The organism is Psychrobacter namhaensis (assembly GCF_016107545.1).
In the GTDB taxonomy this organism is placed as follows: Bacteria; Pseudomonadota; Gammaproteobacteria; order Pseudomonadales; family Moraxellaceae; genus Psychrobacter; species Psychrobacter namhaensis.
Window position 1 is genome coordinate 24599 of the sequence record NZ_JABASS010000006.1, and the last position, 16526, is coordinate 41124.

The following is a 16526-nucleotide window of genomic DNA, read 5'->3' on the forward strand; positions in this document are numbered from 1 at the left end:
TGTTTTACGATTGAGCTTGTCTTTTAATAATCATATGTCACTTATGTCAGTCACTGAGGTATCAACAAGGGTAGGCTATCAGGAACAAACGTCATCACACTTATAAAAATAACCAGCCACACAACTGCTGCCATGACACCGGCAATAATGTCGTCTAACATCACGCCAAGACCACCAGCCACTTTTTTATCCGCCCAGCCAATCGGTGGCGGTTTTAAGATGTCAAACACGCGAAATAGGATAAATGCCGTCGGTAGCCAACCCCAAAACATCGGCTGCAACAGCATCAACAAGGGGTTTTCAGGTGTCGGGAACACATAAGAAAAAATATAAGACAAAGGTAATAAGGTAATCCACATCCCTGCCCATTCATCCCACACAATGTGCGGATCATCATGTACCTGCATCAAATCAGACGTACGTCCGCAGATCCAAACCCCAACCAAACAAGACAAAATGGTCAGCGCTAAAAAAGAGATAAACCCCAAGCTCATGAGCGGCACGCCTACAATCAGACCACCCGCCGTACCCCAAGTACCGGGTGCACGGCGGGGTAGACCGCTACCTAAACCAATACCGAGCCAATAGACCGTACGGTCAAGCATACTGGCATTTACTGGCAGAGGTGGGCAGTCATTGGCTTTACGAATATCGGGCTTAGATAAATCATGATCGGTCATGGGTTAACCTGCAAAATGTTGGTAACCCGTCAGAGTGGGCCATGTGGAAAACGGAGCGGGATGGGAGGGGGTGACTGACTGTCCTTGATAACACAGTTCAGGACACAGACTTGTCGCCCCTTCTACAGTAGTGTCTGTACCATCTGCTAGCGCCACCACTTCACCAATACAAGTGACTGGCGTACTGCCGTTAGGCGGTTCGATGTGAGCGGGCAAGGTAAAAGCCAGCTCGTAATCATCACCACCCGTCAACTGACATAACAGACGCTCAGACAAATCAACGGTCGCTAATGGCGTGCTAATAGGTAGCTGTTCTAGATGTAGGCGCATACTAACAGCGCTTTGATGACAGACATGTCCCAAATCTTGATAGAGACCATCAGAGACATCTATCATTGCTGTGGCACCGATTTTTGCCAATGCGGCCCCTAAGGCAATCCTTGGGGTGGGCATGTGCAGACGATGTGCAAGCTTTATACCTTGCACGTTGTCAGGGTTTTGCAACGCATAACTGGCATCACCAAGTGTGCCTGACACATAGACTTTATCGCCGACTTGCGCACCTGAACGATAAACCGCTGGCGTATCAGCAGCTAGAAATCCCTGCGCACTCACGCTCAGTACTAGATTATCGCTGCGTGTGGTATCCCCGCCAATTAAGGCCACACCAAATAGCTGGCAAGCATGAAATAACCCTTTGGCAAATTCAGTGAGCCATTCGTTATTTGCTAAACGTTCAGGTAGCGCCAACGCGAGCAAAATACTATGCGGCGCAGCGCCCATGGCCGCGATGTCTGAGACATTAACGGCCACCGCTTTATAACCAATCGCAAAGGCTAGGGTGTTAACTTGGTCCCAGTCGGCACTAAAGTGTCGACCTTGAACGAGTGTGTCAATGCAGCTGACTAAGCGCGAACCTGCAGGCAATACCATTACCGCGGCATCATCACCAATACCTTTTTCGATACCACTTGAGAGTGGCGGTGCTGCTTGCATTTGTGAAAATATGCGCTCAATCAGCTCAAATTCGTTCATGATCAGTCTTGGCTTTTGGTGTTAGCGTCTTTTTTACTGGCCTTAAACTCACTGATATTAGCACTGGCTTTACTAGCGCTATTACGTTTGACGCGGGCATTATTGGCACTGATACGCGGTTTGTTTGAGGCAGTTGGTTGGCTGTCACTATTGGTCTCAGGAGCTGTTTCAGTCGTATCGACTGGTTTGGCTTCAGACTGTTTGCTGACGGCTTTTTGTGATGTGCGTAGATTGGCTTTGGTATCTGACTCTACTTCAAGGGCACGCAGTTCAATGGCCATTCTATCGAGTACAGCGTTAATCAGTTTATGGGCATCAGTCGCCCCAAAATGATTGTTGAGCTTCATCGCCTCATCAAGCACTACTTTATACGGAATCTCTAAACGATTCTGTAGCTCATAAGCCCCAATCAATAAAATGGCGTGTTCAACGGTATCCAGTTTATCAATGCCACGATCAAGATGCTGGCTGATAAGCGCATCTAGCGCTTCAATCTGCTCTGGGATATCGCGCATCATCTCGTGATAATAGCCGATGTGTACGGTATGCATGGCATTGGTCGCGCGTGTACGAGCGGCGATGTCATGTGGGGGATTGGCTTTCCAGCCAAGTTTACCATCTATATCAAAGCGGCGATCAGTGACAAGCCATTCGTATAGGCCTTGCATGGCAAAGCGCCGTGCCTTACGGATGGCAGTGTGACTGGTCTTATAAGAAGACTCACTCATATCGAAGGTTTGATCGCCCGCACTACTGCTCGCTATACGGGTAGCTTCAGCTTGTTGATCATTGGCTTGTGCGGTTTTCGCAGCGCTAATAGCGCGCTTGAGTTGGTCAGTCATAGGGGGTCTGTACCTAAATTTTTGAGATAATACCTAACCAACACATCAGTCGGCAACGGGTGCCGTGGAAATCCTCAAACGTATCGCTTATAGGGCGTGTGTTTGCGTTTTTCACTACTTTATATTTTGGAAAAGGTATAGAAATACGGCGAAAATTCAATAAATAATCAGTGTTTTATCGTTGATTACAGCGGCTATTTAATTGTCGTTATTATCGACAAGTAGCCGCTAAAAGCAAACGTTTAGACTAGACAACGTGAATCATTGGGCCTTCGTTTGAACAAAGAGCGTTGAGACAACGATAGCTGAAACAAAGGCCGCTTGATTAATAACGCTTAAGCATCATCACTATCATCATCAATATCTAACTGTGAGAGCACAGCAATCATCTCTAACACAACCATAGCCGCTTCAGAGCCTTTATTACCCGCCTTAGTGCCAGAGCGTTCGATGGCTTGTTCGATACTGTCGGTCGTCAATACGCCATTGGCCACTGGGATATTATAATCAATAGCCACGCTGCTTAAGCCTTTGGCAGATTCGCTTGCGACAAAGTCAAAATGCGGCGTGCTACCACGGATAATCGCGCCTAAAGCAATAATGGCATCAAAGCGATCAGATTCAGCCGCACGCTGTGCAACCAATGGCAACTCAAAAGCACCCGGCACGCGAATCACGGTAATATTGCTACCCAATACGCCGTGACGCAAAAGCGCATCAATTGCACCATCTACCAAAGATTCAACGACAAAACCGTTAAAACGACCAACCACAATACCGATACGAACATCGGTGTTTTGATGCAAATTACCATCGATATGGGTGACGTCATTGCGCTGCTGTTGTAAATTCGACATAAAAGATCCTTTGCTTAATTGGCTTGTAATGGGGATATAGGAGTAAACGAATCGCTAAATACAGTAGAGAGGTTTAAATAACTTGTTTGACTGTTTACTCGTGAATAAATAGTCAAATGAATGGGTAGTTAAATGAACAAAAATAAATGGTTAGCGCTATGATAACATTTTTTCTAATTTATTGGCATTTTACCAATGTCTTATAAACGCATCTGTATACCTTGTGCTGCCATGTATTCTTTGGCTTCTAAAACCGTATACTCCCCAAAATGGAAGATACTGGCGGCGAGCACTGCATCGACGCCGCCTTCTAAGACGCCTTCGGCCAAATGTTGTAAGTTACCAACGCCGCCCGAGGCAATCACAGGGACGTTGACGCAGCTGGTGATGTGTTGCATGAGCGCCAAATCATAGCCTTTTTTGGTGCCATCACCATCCATCGAGGTGACCAACAACTCGCCTGCACCCAGCTCTGCCATTTTGCTGGCCCACGCGACGGCATCAATACCAGTGGGCTTGCGACCACCATGGGTAAAAATCTCCCAACGCGGCATAACAATGCCATCAACGGTAATATCATCGACGCGTTTGGCATCAATGGCCACAACGATACACTGATTGCCGAATTTTTGCGCGGCTTCGCCCACAAACTCAGGGGTAAAGACAGCGGCTGAATTAATCGCGACTTTGTCCGCGCCAGCATTCAGCAAATTACGAATATCGGCGATTTTACGCACGCCACCGCCGACCGTTAAGGGCACAAATACGGTCTCTGCCATGCGTTCAACGGTATGATACGTGGTATCGCGCTCATCATTGGTGGCAGTAATGTCCAAAAAGGTAATCTCATCGGCGCCTTGCTCGTTGTAGCGTTTTGCCACTTCGACAGGGTCGCCTGCGTCTTTAATATCGACAAACTGCACGCCCTTGACCACGCGGCCATTGTCCACGTCCAAACAAGGAATGATACGCTTTGCTAACATAGGGTCTTTCACCTTATAATCAATTCATTCATAAGCGCTAGTCTAGCAAAATCACTGCCCTTTCAGGCAGGTTTTCGCAAGATTATTACGCTTTTCGCCACAGTTTGTTCATACGCGGTACAATTACTATTAGTACCCTCTATATCCACCTTGTTTAGCTTCTTATTCAATTGCCAAAAGTGAGATGTCATGTCTGTATATACCCAGTTAACCGATGACCAATTCGCCGCCTTTTGCCAAAGCTTTGGCGTGTCATTTGCCCGTGCCATTCCGATTACGCAAGGCATCAAAAACTCTAACTGGTTTATTCAAACGACTGACGACGCAGCAGGCGCGCACTCTTACGTGTTTACCTTATTTGAAGAGCGTCCTCCTGCTGATATCGAAAAGATGGCAGTTATTCTCAATCAGTTGGATGGCAAGCTACCCGTTGCCGCGCCACTGGTCGTGATTGAGCCCGATGCGGCTAAAACGGGCTCTGATGGCGATAAACGCTATGTGATCCATTATGAAGACAAAGCGATTACGCTGGTGCCTTGCCTTGCAGGAGCGCATCCAGAACAAACCACTCAAGCGATGTGTCATGAGATTGGCGCTGCCTTAGCATTGTTACATGAAACCCTGCAAGCCCTGCAACCTAGCGAAAAATATGGCGTGCCTTTGTATCCATGGAGCGAGGTACGCGACCGTGAAATCCAATTTATGCCAAGTGACGAAGCCAAGCTGATGAGTGACATTTGGCGTGCTTATACCGATTTACCACTTGCAACCTTGCCAAAAGGCTTGTGTCATCTAGATATGTTTGCGGACAATACCTTGTGGCATTTGCAAAAAGGCGAGGCGCGTTTGACGGGGCTATTAGACTTTACCGAGGTCAGTGCCGAGCATTACGTCATGGATATTGCCATTACCATTAATGATTTTTGTACCACGTGGGGCGACGCTGAGCAAGGCGAATCGGTGAATTTTGACCGCAGTAAAATGGCAGCCTTTTTACAAGGATATGAGTCTAAGCGTCCTCTTGGTACTGATGAAAAGCGCGCTTTACCTGTGATGCTGGCCAAAGCGGCGGTTATTTTTTGGTTATTGCGTCTAAATGTGATCCACTATAACCGTACGGAAGGTCGTACGGGCGACAATATCATGGTCAAAAACCCTGACTTAATGAAACGTCTGTCTGCTTATCACTGGGCGCACGTAGAAAAAGCGCAAAGTACCGTTTTTGTACTCTTAAATGCGGACGTGAATACTGAGCAAGGCGGTCACATAATAGGTGTTTTTAGCAGCATTACCCAAGCGGAACAAGCGCGTGACGACTTATGCCATAGCGGTAACGTGTCAATCAAAGAATATACGCTAGATCACTGTCTGTAAACACGGCTTATTCATTTATTCCTGTCTCTACACTATAAAGGTGCTCCCATGACCGATCAAATTGATAACTGGCACAAACTGGCACGCTACGACACCAATATGCAAGGCGAGCTGCATGCCAATCTGCTACGCAATAACGGTATTACCGTCTCCTTGCAACCGCTAAGCGCGATGCCAGGTATGAACTCAGGGGTTGTATTGTGGATACAAGATACCGATCTGGCACATGCCCAGCGTATTCTAAATAGTATCGATACGGAGGGAGACACCGCTCCTTATGAGATGCTTGATGAACCGGCAGACACCACTATAAATGCCACTTTAAATCCTGCAAAAGACAACGATAACGGCGGTAATCTATAAATGTGTCAACTCTTAGGGATGAACTGTAATACGCCAACCGATATTGGTTTTAGCTTTGCCGGTTTTCGCAAGCGCGGCGGCATGACTGACAGCCATGAAGATGGCTTTGGCATTGCGTTTTTTGAGCGTAGTGACTGCTCTAATCATGAACGCTCCAATCGTGACGAATCGGTAAATACCTCAACTGGACTGCGCTTGTTTCACGACAACCGTCCCAGTCACTTATCGCCCGTTGCCGATCTGGTCAATAACTATCCCATTAAGGCCATGAATGTCATCGCTCATATTCGTAAAGCCACCCAAGGGCAGAACTGTTTGGCGAATACCCATCCTTTTGTCCGTGAAGTCTGGGGCGAGCAGTGGGTGTTTGCTCATAATGGGCAGATGAATAGTGAGTTTATTAAACGCTGTCAGCGTCTGCAAGACAATGGTAACGCCGCGCATTGCCAACCCGTCGGTTCAACCGATTCTGAAATGGCGTTTTGTTATTTGGTGAATCGCCTAAAAAGCAGTTTTAAAACCCGCCCTGATGACCAAACGCTGTTTAATTTTTTGACCACGCAATGTCGCTATTTATCGGCCAATGGTTTATTTAATTGCCTGATATCAAACGGTAAATGGCAATTGGCTTACGCGGGTAGTTTATTGTTTTATCTCACGCGTCAAGCACCGTTTGGTGAGGCGAAATTGGCCGATGATGATTTGGCGATTAATTTTGGCGACGTCACCACCGATAAAGACAAAGTAACGATTCTAGTGACCGTGCCGCTCACTGAAAATGAAAAATGGCAGCAGCTTGCGGTCAATGAGTGTCTTATCTTTCAAGACGGCGACGTGATTTACAAAGACAGTCCTAGCCAGCGTAAGTTTTTAACAATTGAGGAAGGAGTTGCGATTGCCCGAGCGGTTGGGGCAAGTGTTTAAGGCTGCGCTGTTAAATCAAATAACTCCCACAACAGCGTTTAAACTTTTCTCCAGACCCGCAAATACACGGCTGCTTTTGGGTGACAGTCATCGCCACTGTTGGGTCTAAAAAATACCAGCGCGCGTCATGACATGCTTTGTCTGCTACCTTTACAAAGGCAGACAGCTCATGATGCGCCTGTATACCGCCTACGGTATTAAAATAGGCCTTAAACGCCACCTGTGCATGGTGCTTACCAAGCTGTGGCACGTGTTGTACGATTTCCAATCCTGCCCAATCTGTCTCTTTTGCCCACGTTTCAATCGCTTTTTCATCAAGCAATGCTTGCTGGGCGGGTAACGTGGTCTTAACGATATAATCGGGTTTTACCAAAACAAAGGCGCTGTATCGCGTGCGCATCAGTCGCTCGGCTGTGTCCGCTGTGATACCGCCCAGCCGAGCAACGTCGTCATGATAGGGCTGACAGCAATCCTGATACGCCAATACCGAGCTGATAGCGTTTGAGACTGGATGGATCTGGCAAGGACAAGTGTGTGGATTGAATGGCATATGTTACTCTGATTTTTATGTTGGTTTGAATGGCGGTATAGATTTTAACGCAGCATGTTTTCTATCATCTCAGGCAGCATACCCACTTTTAGCTGAGCCCATGCTGAAGGGTCGCTTAGTCTTGACCAAAACAACTCAAAGGGCGGGGCGGCGTATACCAATAGCACCACAGTGGCATATAAAAGCAGATACCACCATTTGTCTTTATGTTGATAAAACTTCATGGCGGTACCGGATGAGCGCTTCATTTTCATGTTAGACAAATTGACGCTATACAGCTCATCTAATAACAAATGTACCAATGCACCGATAAACAGAAAAGAACCATAAAACCAGCTGATCGTCAGTGGCAGCTGCAACCCGTAGTAGCTGAGACAGGTCAACCCCAATCCCAGTATCGCCATGTAAGGGACAGAATGGATCACGCCACGATGCACGGTCATGGTGGTAAAAACAGAGAAAACCACATACCGCATAAAGCCATAACCAACCAGCCATAACACTATCAACGCCAGTAGGCTCAGCTCACTGCGCCAGTGCATGACCAAACCAAAGGCAAATACAAAAGAGATAATGTTGAAACCCAGCTTGATTGGGGTTGAGTTATCAGAGTCTAAATCTGGCAACAATCCACCGATAGTACCAAGCGCCACACACATCAAAAATCCCGAATCATCAATCAATCCCGCTTTATAAACCGTTAAACTTAGCGTACCACTGACCATGAAAGCGACATTTAAGTGGGTGTTAAAATTTGCCATAAGAACTCATTAATAAATAGCGCCAAGAACTGCCATATCAAACCGCTTATCTAGCAGTAAAAAAGCGCTACATCATACCATAGACCGACCGTACGTCTAATAGGAATGGCTCTTATCTATAGAGCAGGAAACCCTTATTACGGTTACGATTATGCCACGATTTGACAACGTCTAGGCGTTAACAAATGACCCTATGTTTGTTATGGTAATAGCAAGTTATTGTTAAGTATTAAATAGATGCTTATCTATTTTGTGACCTTAAACCTATGTCTCCCTATTTCCAACAATGGATATTGTGAATAAAAATGGATCAATCATCTGTCTAGCCACCACTTCTTAGCCCAAGCATACCAGCGTTTGCGGTTAGGGTTTATAACAACGATAAGGAAGCTACCATGAGTGACATTTTCAATGTAAAAGACACTATCTCGGTCGATGGCAAGGATCATGCCTATTACAGTTTGCCCAAGTTGACCAAAACCTTTGAGAACATTAGCAAGCTGCCATTTTGCATGAAAATCGTATTAGAGAATCTATTACGGAATGAGGATGGTGGTCAATCTGTCGGTGAAAACCATATCGAAGCCGTTGCCAATTGGGATGCGGGCGCTGAAGCGTCAAAAGAAATTGCCTTTATGCCAGCCCGTGTCGTCTTACAAGATTTCACGGGTGTGCCATCGGTGGTCGATTTGGCAGCCATGCGTGATGCCGTGGTTGAGCTGGGCGGTAAGGCGGAGCAAATCAATCCGTTTATTCCGAGCGAGCTTGTGGTCGATCACTCAGTACAAGTGGACGCCTATGGCCGCGAAGATGCGTTGGATCTGAATGAAAAAATTGAATTTAAGCGCAATAATGAGCGTTATGAGTTCTTACATTGGGGTCGTAATGCTTTTGAAAACTTCGTTGTGGTACCACCAGCGACGGGCATTGTGCATCAGGTAAACCTTGAGTACTTAGCACGTGTGGTCATGGCAGCCGAAGTGGAAGGAGAGCTGACAGCGTATCCTGATACTGTTTTTGGGACGGACAGCCATACGACGATGATTAATGGTATTGGCGTGCTTGGTTGGGGTGTGGGCGGTATTGAAGCAGAAGCGGCAATGCTCGGTCAGCCATCCTCCATGCTCATTCCTCAGGTCGTCGGTTTTGAGTTGACGGGTAAGCTGACTGAAGGCGTCACCGCAACGGATTTGGTATTACGTGTGGTTGAGATGCTACGGGCCCATGGCGTAGTGGGTAAGTTTGTGGAGTTCTATGGGGAGGGGCTGCACAGTATGCCGCTCGCTGACCGTGCCACCATTGCCAATATGTCGCCAGAATATGGCGCAACGTGCGGTATTTTCCCCATTGACCAAATGGCGATTGATTATCTGCGCCTATCGGGCCGTGATGAGACGCAAATTGAGTTGGTCGAAAAATATGCGAAAGCACAAGGTCTGTGGCACGATGCGGATACGCCAGCTGCAACCTACTCAAGTAAGCTGGAGCTGGATTTAGCGTCCGTACAGCCAGCCCTTGCTGGTCCTAACTTGCCGCAGCAACGTATCAACCTATCTGACATGCACGAAAAATTCGGTGAAACGTTAGCAAAAATGACCAAAGACCGCAAATCAGAAATCGAAGGTAAGGTACGTTTTGATCAAGAGGGCGGCGAGCAAGTACAAGCCGAAACTTTAGCAGCGGAACCAAAGATTGAGGTTGACACACATAGTGAAGATAACAGTCAGTACCAGCCTGCTAACAATGTGTTCTCAAGCGTCAATATTGATGATAAGCAGCATGAATTACGTGACGGTTCAGTGGTCATTGCGGCCATAACTTCTTGTACCAACACCTCAAACCCTGCGGTCATGATTGGGGCAGGTTTGGTAGCCAAAAAAGCGGCGGCAAAAGGCCTCAAAGCCAAGCCTTGGGTAAAAACTTCATTAGCGCCAGGGTCTAAGGTGGTCACAGACTACCTAGAAAAAACCAAACTGATGGATGAGCTAGAAAAAACCGGTTTTTATCTAGTGGGCTATGGTTGTACGACCTGTATCGGTAACTCAGGACCACTTCCTGAAGAAATTGAAAAAGGTATCGAAAAAAACGACTTGGTTGCTGCTGCCGTGTTATCAGGTAACCGTAACTTTGAAGGTCGTATTCACTCCCATGTTAAGGCCAGTTACTTAGCGTCGCCGCCACTGGTTGTCGCCTATGCCTTGGCGGGGACGGTTGACATTGACTTGACGACACATCCGCTAGGACAGGATCAAGACGGTAATGATGTGTTCTTAAAAGACATCTGGCCTACCTCAGAAGAGATTAATGAGCTGATTGCCAATAATATCGATGCGGATATGTTCCGCAAAAACTATGGCGAAGTGTTCGATGGTAGCGCAGCGTGGAATGCGATTAGCTCAGCGGACAGTCAGCTGTATCCATGGGATGAAGGCTCAACGTACATCAAAAATCCACCGTTCTTTGATGGTATGACGATGGAACCAGAAGGTATTCCTGATATTGAAGGTGCTCGTATTTTAGGTTTGTTTGGTGACTCAATCACCACCGATCATATCTCACCAGCAGGTAATATCGATCCAGACTCGCCAGCGGGTAAATACTTACAAGAGCGCGGCGTGATGGAAGCGGACTTCAACAGCTATGGTTCACGCCGTGGTAATGATGCGGTCATGACCCGTGGTACTTTTGCTAATATTCGCATCAAAAACACCATGATGAACGGTAAAGAAGGTGGCTACACTTATTACTTCAAAGATGATAACGCGACGCTAGCAGATGGCGAAGAAATGCCTATCTATAACGCTGCGATGAAGTATAAGGAAGACGAGCGCCCATTAGTCGTGCTTGGCGGCGCAGAGTATGGCTCTGGCTCTAGTCGTGACTGGGCGGCTAAAGGCACGATTTTACTGGGTGTAAAAGCGGTGCTGACCAGCTCGTTTGAGCGTATTCACCGTTCGAACCTAGTCGGTATGGGCGTATTACCATTGACCTTTAAAGACGGTGAAAACGCAGACACCTATAAGCTTGATGGGTCAGAAGTGCTTAGCATCACTGGTTTGGATAATGGCGAGAGCAAGACCGCGACAGTCACGGCTACCCGTGCTGATGGTTCGACTGAGACCTTTGATGTCAACGTGATGCTACAGACACCAAAAGAACGTGAGTATGTGCGTCATGGCGGGGTGTTGCACTATGTCCTACGTCAATTGGCCGCGGATAGTAAAAACGCTGCATAATGGCTCGTTAGTCTTAGTATGATAAAAAGCCCAATCCCAGTCAAAGTAGGGGATTGGGCTTTCTTTGGGCGGTTATAAAGTGTTACGTGCATAGCACGTTTAGACGCTACTCAATTTATAATAGGAGCCATCACTTTACTGTCTGTGTTGCGCTCTTTTTTATATATAGTCGATGCATTTAAAAAGTGTTATAGCGCTACTAGGATGAATTTTACGCAGCCTCTGTCTGTGTAGGCACAGCACGCAAGTAAAATTTGTGCTAGTAGCGCGTTTAAATTTATATAACCGTTTTATTTTCAACTGACCATAGTCTATTCCTATGTATTTTATAGAGTGGGGTGGATAATTTAGCGCAGTAATATCTGCAAATTGGCGCTTCTATTTATGTGGTGCATCTAATAAAACCTTAGGTTCTCAAGGACAAAAATTGGTATGACGTGTAGGGTAACTGCATCAACTTTTTAATTGATAAGACAGAAAACCTCATAAAAAAAAGCCCAGTTATAAACTGGGCTTTTCTCTACTTAAACTAAGTATTTTATTAATTATACTTATACTGTCTTAGCGAACATTATCACCGAGTGTGACAATAGGCTTGTTTAAGCGATAATTTGCAGCGGCACTTTTTGCACCCATAGTAGCTGCAACGAACGTTAAGATAGTGCTGATTAACCAAAATAGACCACTGTATAGCGCTGTTTTACGGGCAATCTCTTCAGCTTGTTGGAGGTTTTGATCGACTGTCTGTTGGGCCTGCGCAATATATTGCTCAGTTTGAGTTTTATACTCATTAAATGATTGAGTCACTTCGTTACGTACTTCGACAGCCTGCGCTTCAGTTAGACCTTCTTGTTGTAAGCGATTGATAAGTTCAGGACCTTGTAGCGTTTGTTCAATCGATGCCATACGCTGTTTTGCGTACTCATCGATGTTACGCCATGTGTCGACACTGGTGAAGTCCATAGCAGCAACATCATTTTGCGTGTTGTTGATCATCTCATCCAACACATTGGTTGTCGCTTCGATTTGTTGATCATTTAAATCCTGAGTGTTTTCAGCGACCATCGCACTGATATCAGCTTTGCTAATGTCTCCAGATACGGTTTGATAGACTTGTTGAGCGGTTTGTTGTACTTGCTCTACCGTGCTATCGGGTGCGGCTACTGCTGCAGTACCAGCGGCTGATGTACTGGCTGCGGCTACGCCACCAGCGGTCTTAGCTACTGTGCTCACCGTGCTACCGACTACGTTACCAGCTGATGATAAAATGCCAGTTGCACTACTTAAGGTAAAAAAGGTGGTAAACAACACAATCAATGCGGCAGTTAATATACCAGTTAAGGTGGCATCTTTTGAGTCGATAGCCGTCCCATCACCGAATATGGCTTCAGGGGCTGAAAATTTAATGGCAAAATAACCAGCGACAAAAGCACTCACTAAAGCAGTAATGGCAGCATAAATACCACCAGCGATACTAGTGCCTTTTAAATCAAACGGTAAAAATGAGCTTAATACCAAAGCGAGGGCAATCATTGCCATGACTACGATCAGTCCTATGACAAGACCAGCAAGCACACCGCGCCACGATGGACGACGTTGGGGGGTATAAGTAGTTAACATAATCATTCCTTTTTAAAGGTCACTAATCTTTCGTTAATGTTTAGAGTGTTCACTATCTCACTGTCAGGATTTACGCTTAAACGTGTGTTCGCCAGAGACAATTAGTAGTGAATATAGTGACAGCATAAGGAAAAGAACCCAGCATTAATAATACTGTTAAGTAGAGAAACACAATCGTTATGTATAACAATGTTAAGGTAAGTGACAAAATCGCCGACATGTAACTAGGTGTAAGTAGGAGGCGCTAAACTCTTCACATTTATACGAATTTTTAGAGACAGGCGAGGAGGGATAGAGAGTAAGTCGCTATTAAAATTAGGCATGGGGTAAAATTCAGACAATAAAAAAGCCCAGTCACATACTTTGTGACTGGGCTTTTTTATTGTTCGCTTACTAGTCTTATCTAATGCAGAGCAAAAGGGCTAATAAGTGACGCCGAATAGTGGCGTCCCCAGGGGGATTCGAACCCCCGTTACCGCCGTGAAAGGGCGGTGTCCTAGGCCTCTAGACGATGGGGACGCATAGAGTGTTATAACCAAGGGTTACAACGGTACTTCACAATATCAGATAGCTTATCTATTAAGAATAGAGCAAGCGTTGCCTAGGTGCTGATATCGTCCTTCTAGCGAGTATTTATTATCAAGTTTCAGCCATGCTGAGCATTGCGATAAATAGATGGTGGAGCTAAACGGAGTCGAACCGTTGACCCCTTGCATGCCATGCAAGTGCTCTACCAACTGAGCTATAGCCCCTCGCTAAGAGTGTGCGTATTTTAGGTAAGAGCAGCGGTCTTGTCAACAGCTATTTTAAAAATAATTCATAAATATGCAAAAAAAAAGCGTTTTAGCCTATTTTAAAGGCTCAACAAACCCAAATTAGCGTGGATTTTGCTTGAGCGCGATCTCTTTGATGGCTTTATCGGTATGAAATTCTTCTTCCGTGCCATCAGAAAAGACGACAGCACAGCATTCAGCTGGCACATATTGACCGCCTTTTTCTCGGATCGTTCTTATACCTTTAAAGCCGGTAATATCAAATGCGCCTAACTTATCTAGATTATGCTTGGTATAGGCGCAGTAAGTGCTGTATATCCATGTTAAATCTTCAAAATCCTGTCCTGTTGTTAGGGTAAGGTTTGCCTCAAAAAGCTCTTTTACGATGGCATCATAGTATTTCTGTGCTTCTTTTAAGGTGTTAAAGACATAATCTTTGCTTTCTATCGTGACGGTTTTTCTGGTCATGTTTGTTTCCAGTTGCGATGTTCAGTGCAAAATTGTTGTAAATTAAAAAAGGGTCAGAACTGACCTGACCCTTTTAAACTCAAAAACTTTAGCTCATTTGTTATTCAGCTGCCAAGCTATTTATCAGCCAAAAAGTCTGGCAACTCTGCCGCTTGTTTCTCTAGTTTTTTGAGTTTCTTTTTACCGAGGCCGCCTAATACATCAACCGCATGGCGCAAGCGGGTCAGCGTCATATCAGCACCGATGATCGCCATAGAGTTCATGACGGGCGTCGATGAGGTGCTGCCAGCGATGGCGATAAAGAATGGGGCCATAAAGTCACGCATCTTGATGTCAAGATGCGCGGCAAGACCTTTTAACGTCGCGTAGATGTTTTCTTCTGACCACGTCGGTAAGGTTTCCAGCTGCCACAGCGCCAGTTGTAGCATTTCTATGATTTGCTCAGGCGTCAGCGACTTATGGGTAAAGCTTTCAGCGTTAATATCAGGCAGATTCTGGAAATAAAAACCACCCCAATTGACCGCGTCAGACAGCAGCTCGATACGGGGTTGAATAGCGGCGGCGATAGCGGTTAATTTATCGCTGTCATTTGCCCAAGCAAGGATTTTATTTTTTAGCTGTTCAGGCGTGAGCGCACGGAGCCATTCGGCGTTGAGCCAGTTAAGCTTTTCGATGTCGAAGATAGGACCGCCGAGTGACACACGTTGAATATCAAAGCTCGCAACCATCTCATCCAAGGTGAATTTCTCCGCTTCATCAGGCATTGAGTAGCCCATACGGCCCAGATAGTTGAGTAGGGCTTCAGGCAACACGCCAGCATCACGGTAGTAGGTGATAGACGTTGGGTTTTTACGCTTAGACAGTTTAGATTTGTCTGGGTTACGCAGTAGTGGCATGTGACACAGGACTGGCATCTCCCAACCAAAGTAGTCATAAAGCAGCTGATGTTTGGGCGCAGAGTTCAGCCACTCTTCACCGCGCATCACATGACTGATATCCATCAAGTGGTCATCTACGACGTTTGCTAAGTGATAAGTTGGCATGCCGTCGGTTTTGAGCAACACCTGCATGTCAACTTGCGTCCAAGGAATCTCAACGGTGCCGCGTAGCATGTCATGTACCTGACAGATGCCTTCGGTTGGCACACGCATACGGATGACATGGGGCTTGCCCTCGCTGACCAATTGCTCGGTTTTCTCGGCGGCGAGGTGCGCACAGCGTCCATCATAGCGCGGGGTCTCGCCATTGGCCATTTGCTCAGCGCGCATAGCGTCTAGCTCTTCACTGGTACAAAAACAGCGAAATGCATGGTCATTATCGATCAGTTGCTCAGCGTGCTTTTTATAAATCTCACTACGCTCGCTTTGACGATAAGGGGCGTGTGGTCCACCGACATCTGGACCCTCGCTCCAATCCAAACCGACCCAACGCAGCGCATCTAAAATCATTTTTTCAGATTGTTCAGTCGAGCGAGTTTGGTCAGTGTCTTCGATACGCAAAATAAATTCGCCACCGTGAGCCTTAGCAAAGGCGAGGTTAAAAAGGGCGATATAAGCCGTTCCCACATGAGGAAAGCCCGTAGGCGATGGGGCAATACGCGTGCGAACAGGGCGCTTGCTGCTAGCAGTGGTCGTCGGGGTCGTCGAGGTTTGCATCATAGGGGTCTCAGAATATTGTAGATAGTGAAAAAGGGTAATAACAAGTATCAGCCACAAATATGAGTAAAAAATACGGATGAAACAATAGCAGTCAAAGTTGAAAAATAGCGTAAAATATAGCGTTAGTATAACAGAGAGATGGGATATTTTTAACGAAATGCCCTTCTAGAGCTTGACTACCAGTGTATCCTTGCGATAATAATGCTAGACAAGCCATAACTTGTTTATTTTCATCTGATTTTTTACTATTACTGGCCAAAATGGTCGTCATCTACTGAGTTATTTGTGTCACTATCAAAATCGAAGTCAAAACCTACGCCCAATTCTAACGCCAACGATTCTTCAGCTGCTGATCATGCTGAGTCAGCGACCAACCTGTCTTCTGTAGAAGCTCATTCTGCT

The 16526-nt window shown here is 46.1% G+C and carries 13 protein-coding genes, 2 tRNA genes and 1 pseudogene; 4 read left to right on the forward strand and 12 right to left on the reverse strand.

From position 1 onward, the window contains the following. Positions 1 to 50: 50 nt before the first annotated feature. From JFC06_RS06385 to hisF, 5 genes and pseudogenes are all read right to left on the reverse strand, one after another. Entirely contained in the window at positions 51 to 680 is a 630-nt protein-coding gene (locus JFC06_RS06385) for a phosphatidylglycerophosphatase A family protein (protein ID WP_198334391.1), read from the reverse strand. A 3-nt stretch (positions 681 to 683) separates the two neighbouring features. After that, positions 684 to 1715 carry a thiamine-phosphate kinase gene (thiL, locus tag JFC06_RS06390; protein ID WP_198334392.1) on the reverse strand — a complete coding sequence of 344 codons (1032 nt, stop codon included), beginning with the start codon at positions 1713 to 1715 and terminating at the stop codon, positions 684 to 686. Positions 1716 to 1741: 26 nt separating this feature from the next. Continuing rightward, a pseudogene (gene nusB / locus JFC06_RS06395) lies at positions 1742 to 2557 on the reverse strand (transcription antitermination factor NusB); the annotation flags it as partial. A 335-nt stretch (positions 2558 to 2892) separates the two neighbouring features. Further along, positions 2893 to 3414, reverse strand: a complete 522-nt coding sequence (gene ribH / locus JFC06_RS06400) for a 6,7-dimethyl-8-ribityllumazine synthase (protein WP_193006488.1) — start codon at positions 3412 to 3414, stop codon at positions 2893 to 2895. A 200-nt stretch (positions 3415 to 3614) separates the two neighbouring features. Then, positions 3615 to 4397: an imidazole glycerol phosphate synthase subunit HisF gene (gene hisF / locus JFC06_RS06405; RefSeq protein WP_193006489.1), complete on the reverse strand. Its 783-nt coding sequence runs from the start codon at positions 4395 to 4397 to the stop codon at positions 3615 to 3617. A gap of 189 nt (positions 4398 to 4586) precedes the next feature. Between hisF and JFC06_RS06410 the strand changes: the two genes are divergently transcribed. From JFC06_RS06410 to JFC06_RS06420, 3 genes are read left to right on the forward strand one after another with little or no spacing between them, the layout of a single operon-like run. Further along, a complete protein-coding gene (locus tag JFC06_RS06410) occupies positions 4587 to 5771 on the forward strand; it encodes a homoserine kinase (protein WP_198334393.1) in 1185 nt (394 codons plus the stop codon). A gap of 48 nt (positions 5772 to 5819) precedes the next feature. Beyond that, the gene (locus JFC06_RS06415; protein ID WP_198334394.1) at positions 5820 to 6134 is read left to right on the forward strand and encodes a hypothetical protein; all 315 of its coding nucleotides are present in this window, start codon (positions 5820 to 5822) and stop codon (positions 6132 to 6134) included. Beyond that, positions 6135 to 7058, forward strand: coding sequence for a class II glutamine amidotransferase (locus tag JFC06_RS06420; RefSeq protein WP_198334395.1), 924 nt, complete (start codon positions 6135 to 6137; stop codon positions 7056 to 7058). A 10-nt stretch (positions 7059 to 7068) separates the two neighbouring features. On the opposite strand, the gene JFC06_RS06425 is transcribed toward JFC06_RS06420, so the two are convergent. Both JFC06_RS06425 and JFC06_RS06430 read right to left on the reverse strand, forming a co-directional pair. Further along, entirely contained in the window at positions 7069 to 7608 is a 540-nt protein-coding gene (locus JFC06_RS06425; RefSeq protein WP_198334396.1) for a YchJ family protein, read from the reverse strand. A gap of 44 nt (positions 7609 to 7652) precedes the next feature. Beyond that, a complete protein-coding gene (locus JFC06_RS06430) occupies positions 7653 to 8369 on the reverse strand; it encodes a metal-dependent hydrolase (RefSeq protein ID WP_198334397.1) in 717 nt (238 codons plus the stop codon). A gap of 395 nt (positions 8370 to 8764) precedes the next feature. Between JFC06_RS06430 and acnA the strand changes: the two genes are divergently transcribed. Beyond that, on the forward strand, positions 8765 to 11605 hold the full coding sequence (acnA, locus tag JFC06_RS06435; RefSeq protein ID WP_198334398.1) for an aconitate hydratase AcnA: 2841 nt from the start codon (positions 8765 to 8767) through the stop codon (positions 11603 to 11605). A 561-nt stretch (positions 11606 to 12166) separates the two neighbouring features. Here acnA and JFC06_RS06440 read toward each other — a convergent pair. From JFC06_RS06440 to gltX, 5 genes are all read right to left on the reverse strand, one after another. Beyond that, positions 12167 to 13225, reverse strand: a complete 1059-nt coding sequence (locus tag JFC06_RS06440) for a hypothetical protein (protein WP_198334399.1) — start codon at positions 13223 to 13225, stop codon at positions 12167 to 12169. 443 nt (positions 13226 to 13668) lie between these two features. Then, positions 13669 to 13744 (reverse strand) — tRNA-Glu (locus tag JFC06_RS06445). Between the two features lie 157 nt (positions 13745 to 13901). Continuing rightward, positions 13902 to 13977 (reverse strand) — tRNA-Ala (locus JFC06_RS06450). A 123-nt stretch (positions 13978 to 14100) separates the two neighbouring features. Continuing rightward, complete coding sequence (locus JFC06_RS06455; RefSeq protein ID WP_198334400.1) at positions 14101 to 14466, reverse strand: hypothetical protein; 366 nt, start codon at positions 14464 to 14466, stop codon at positions 14101 to 14103. Between the two features lie 116 nt (positions 14467 to 14582). Beyond that, entirely contained in the window at positions 14583 to 16124 is a 1542-nt protein-coding gene (gltX, locus tag JFC06_RS06460) for a glutamate--tRNA ligase (RefSeq protein WP_198334401.1), read from the reverse strand. Positions 16125 to 16526: the final 402 nt, after the last annotated feature.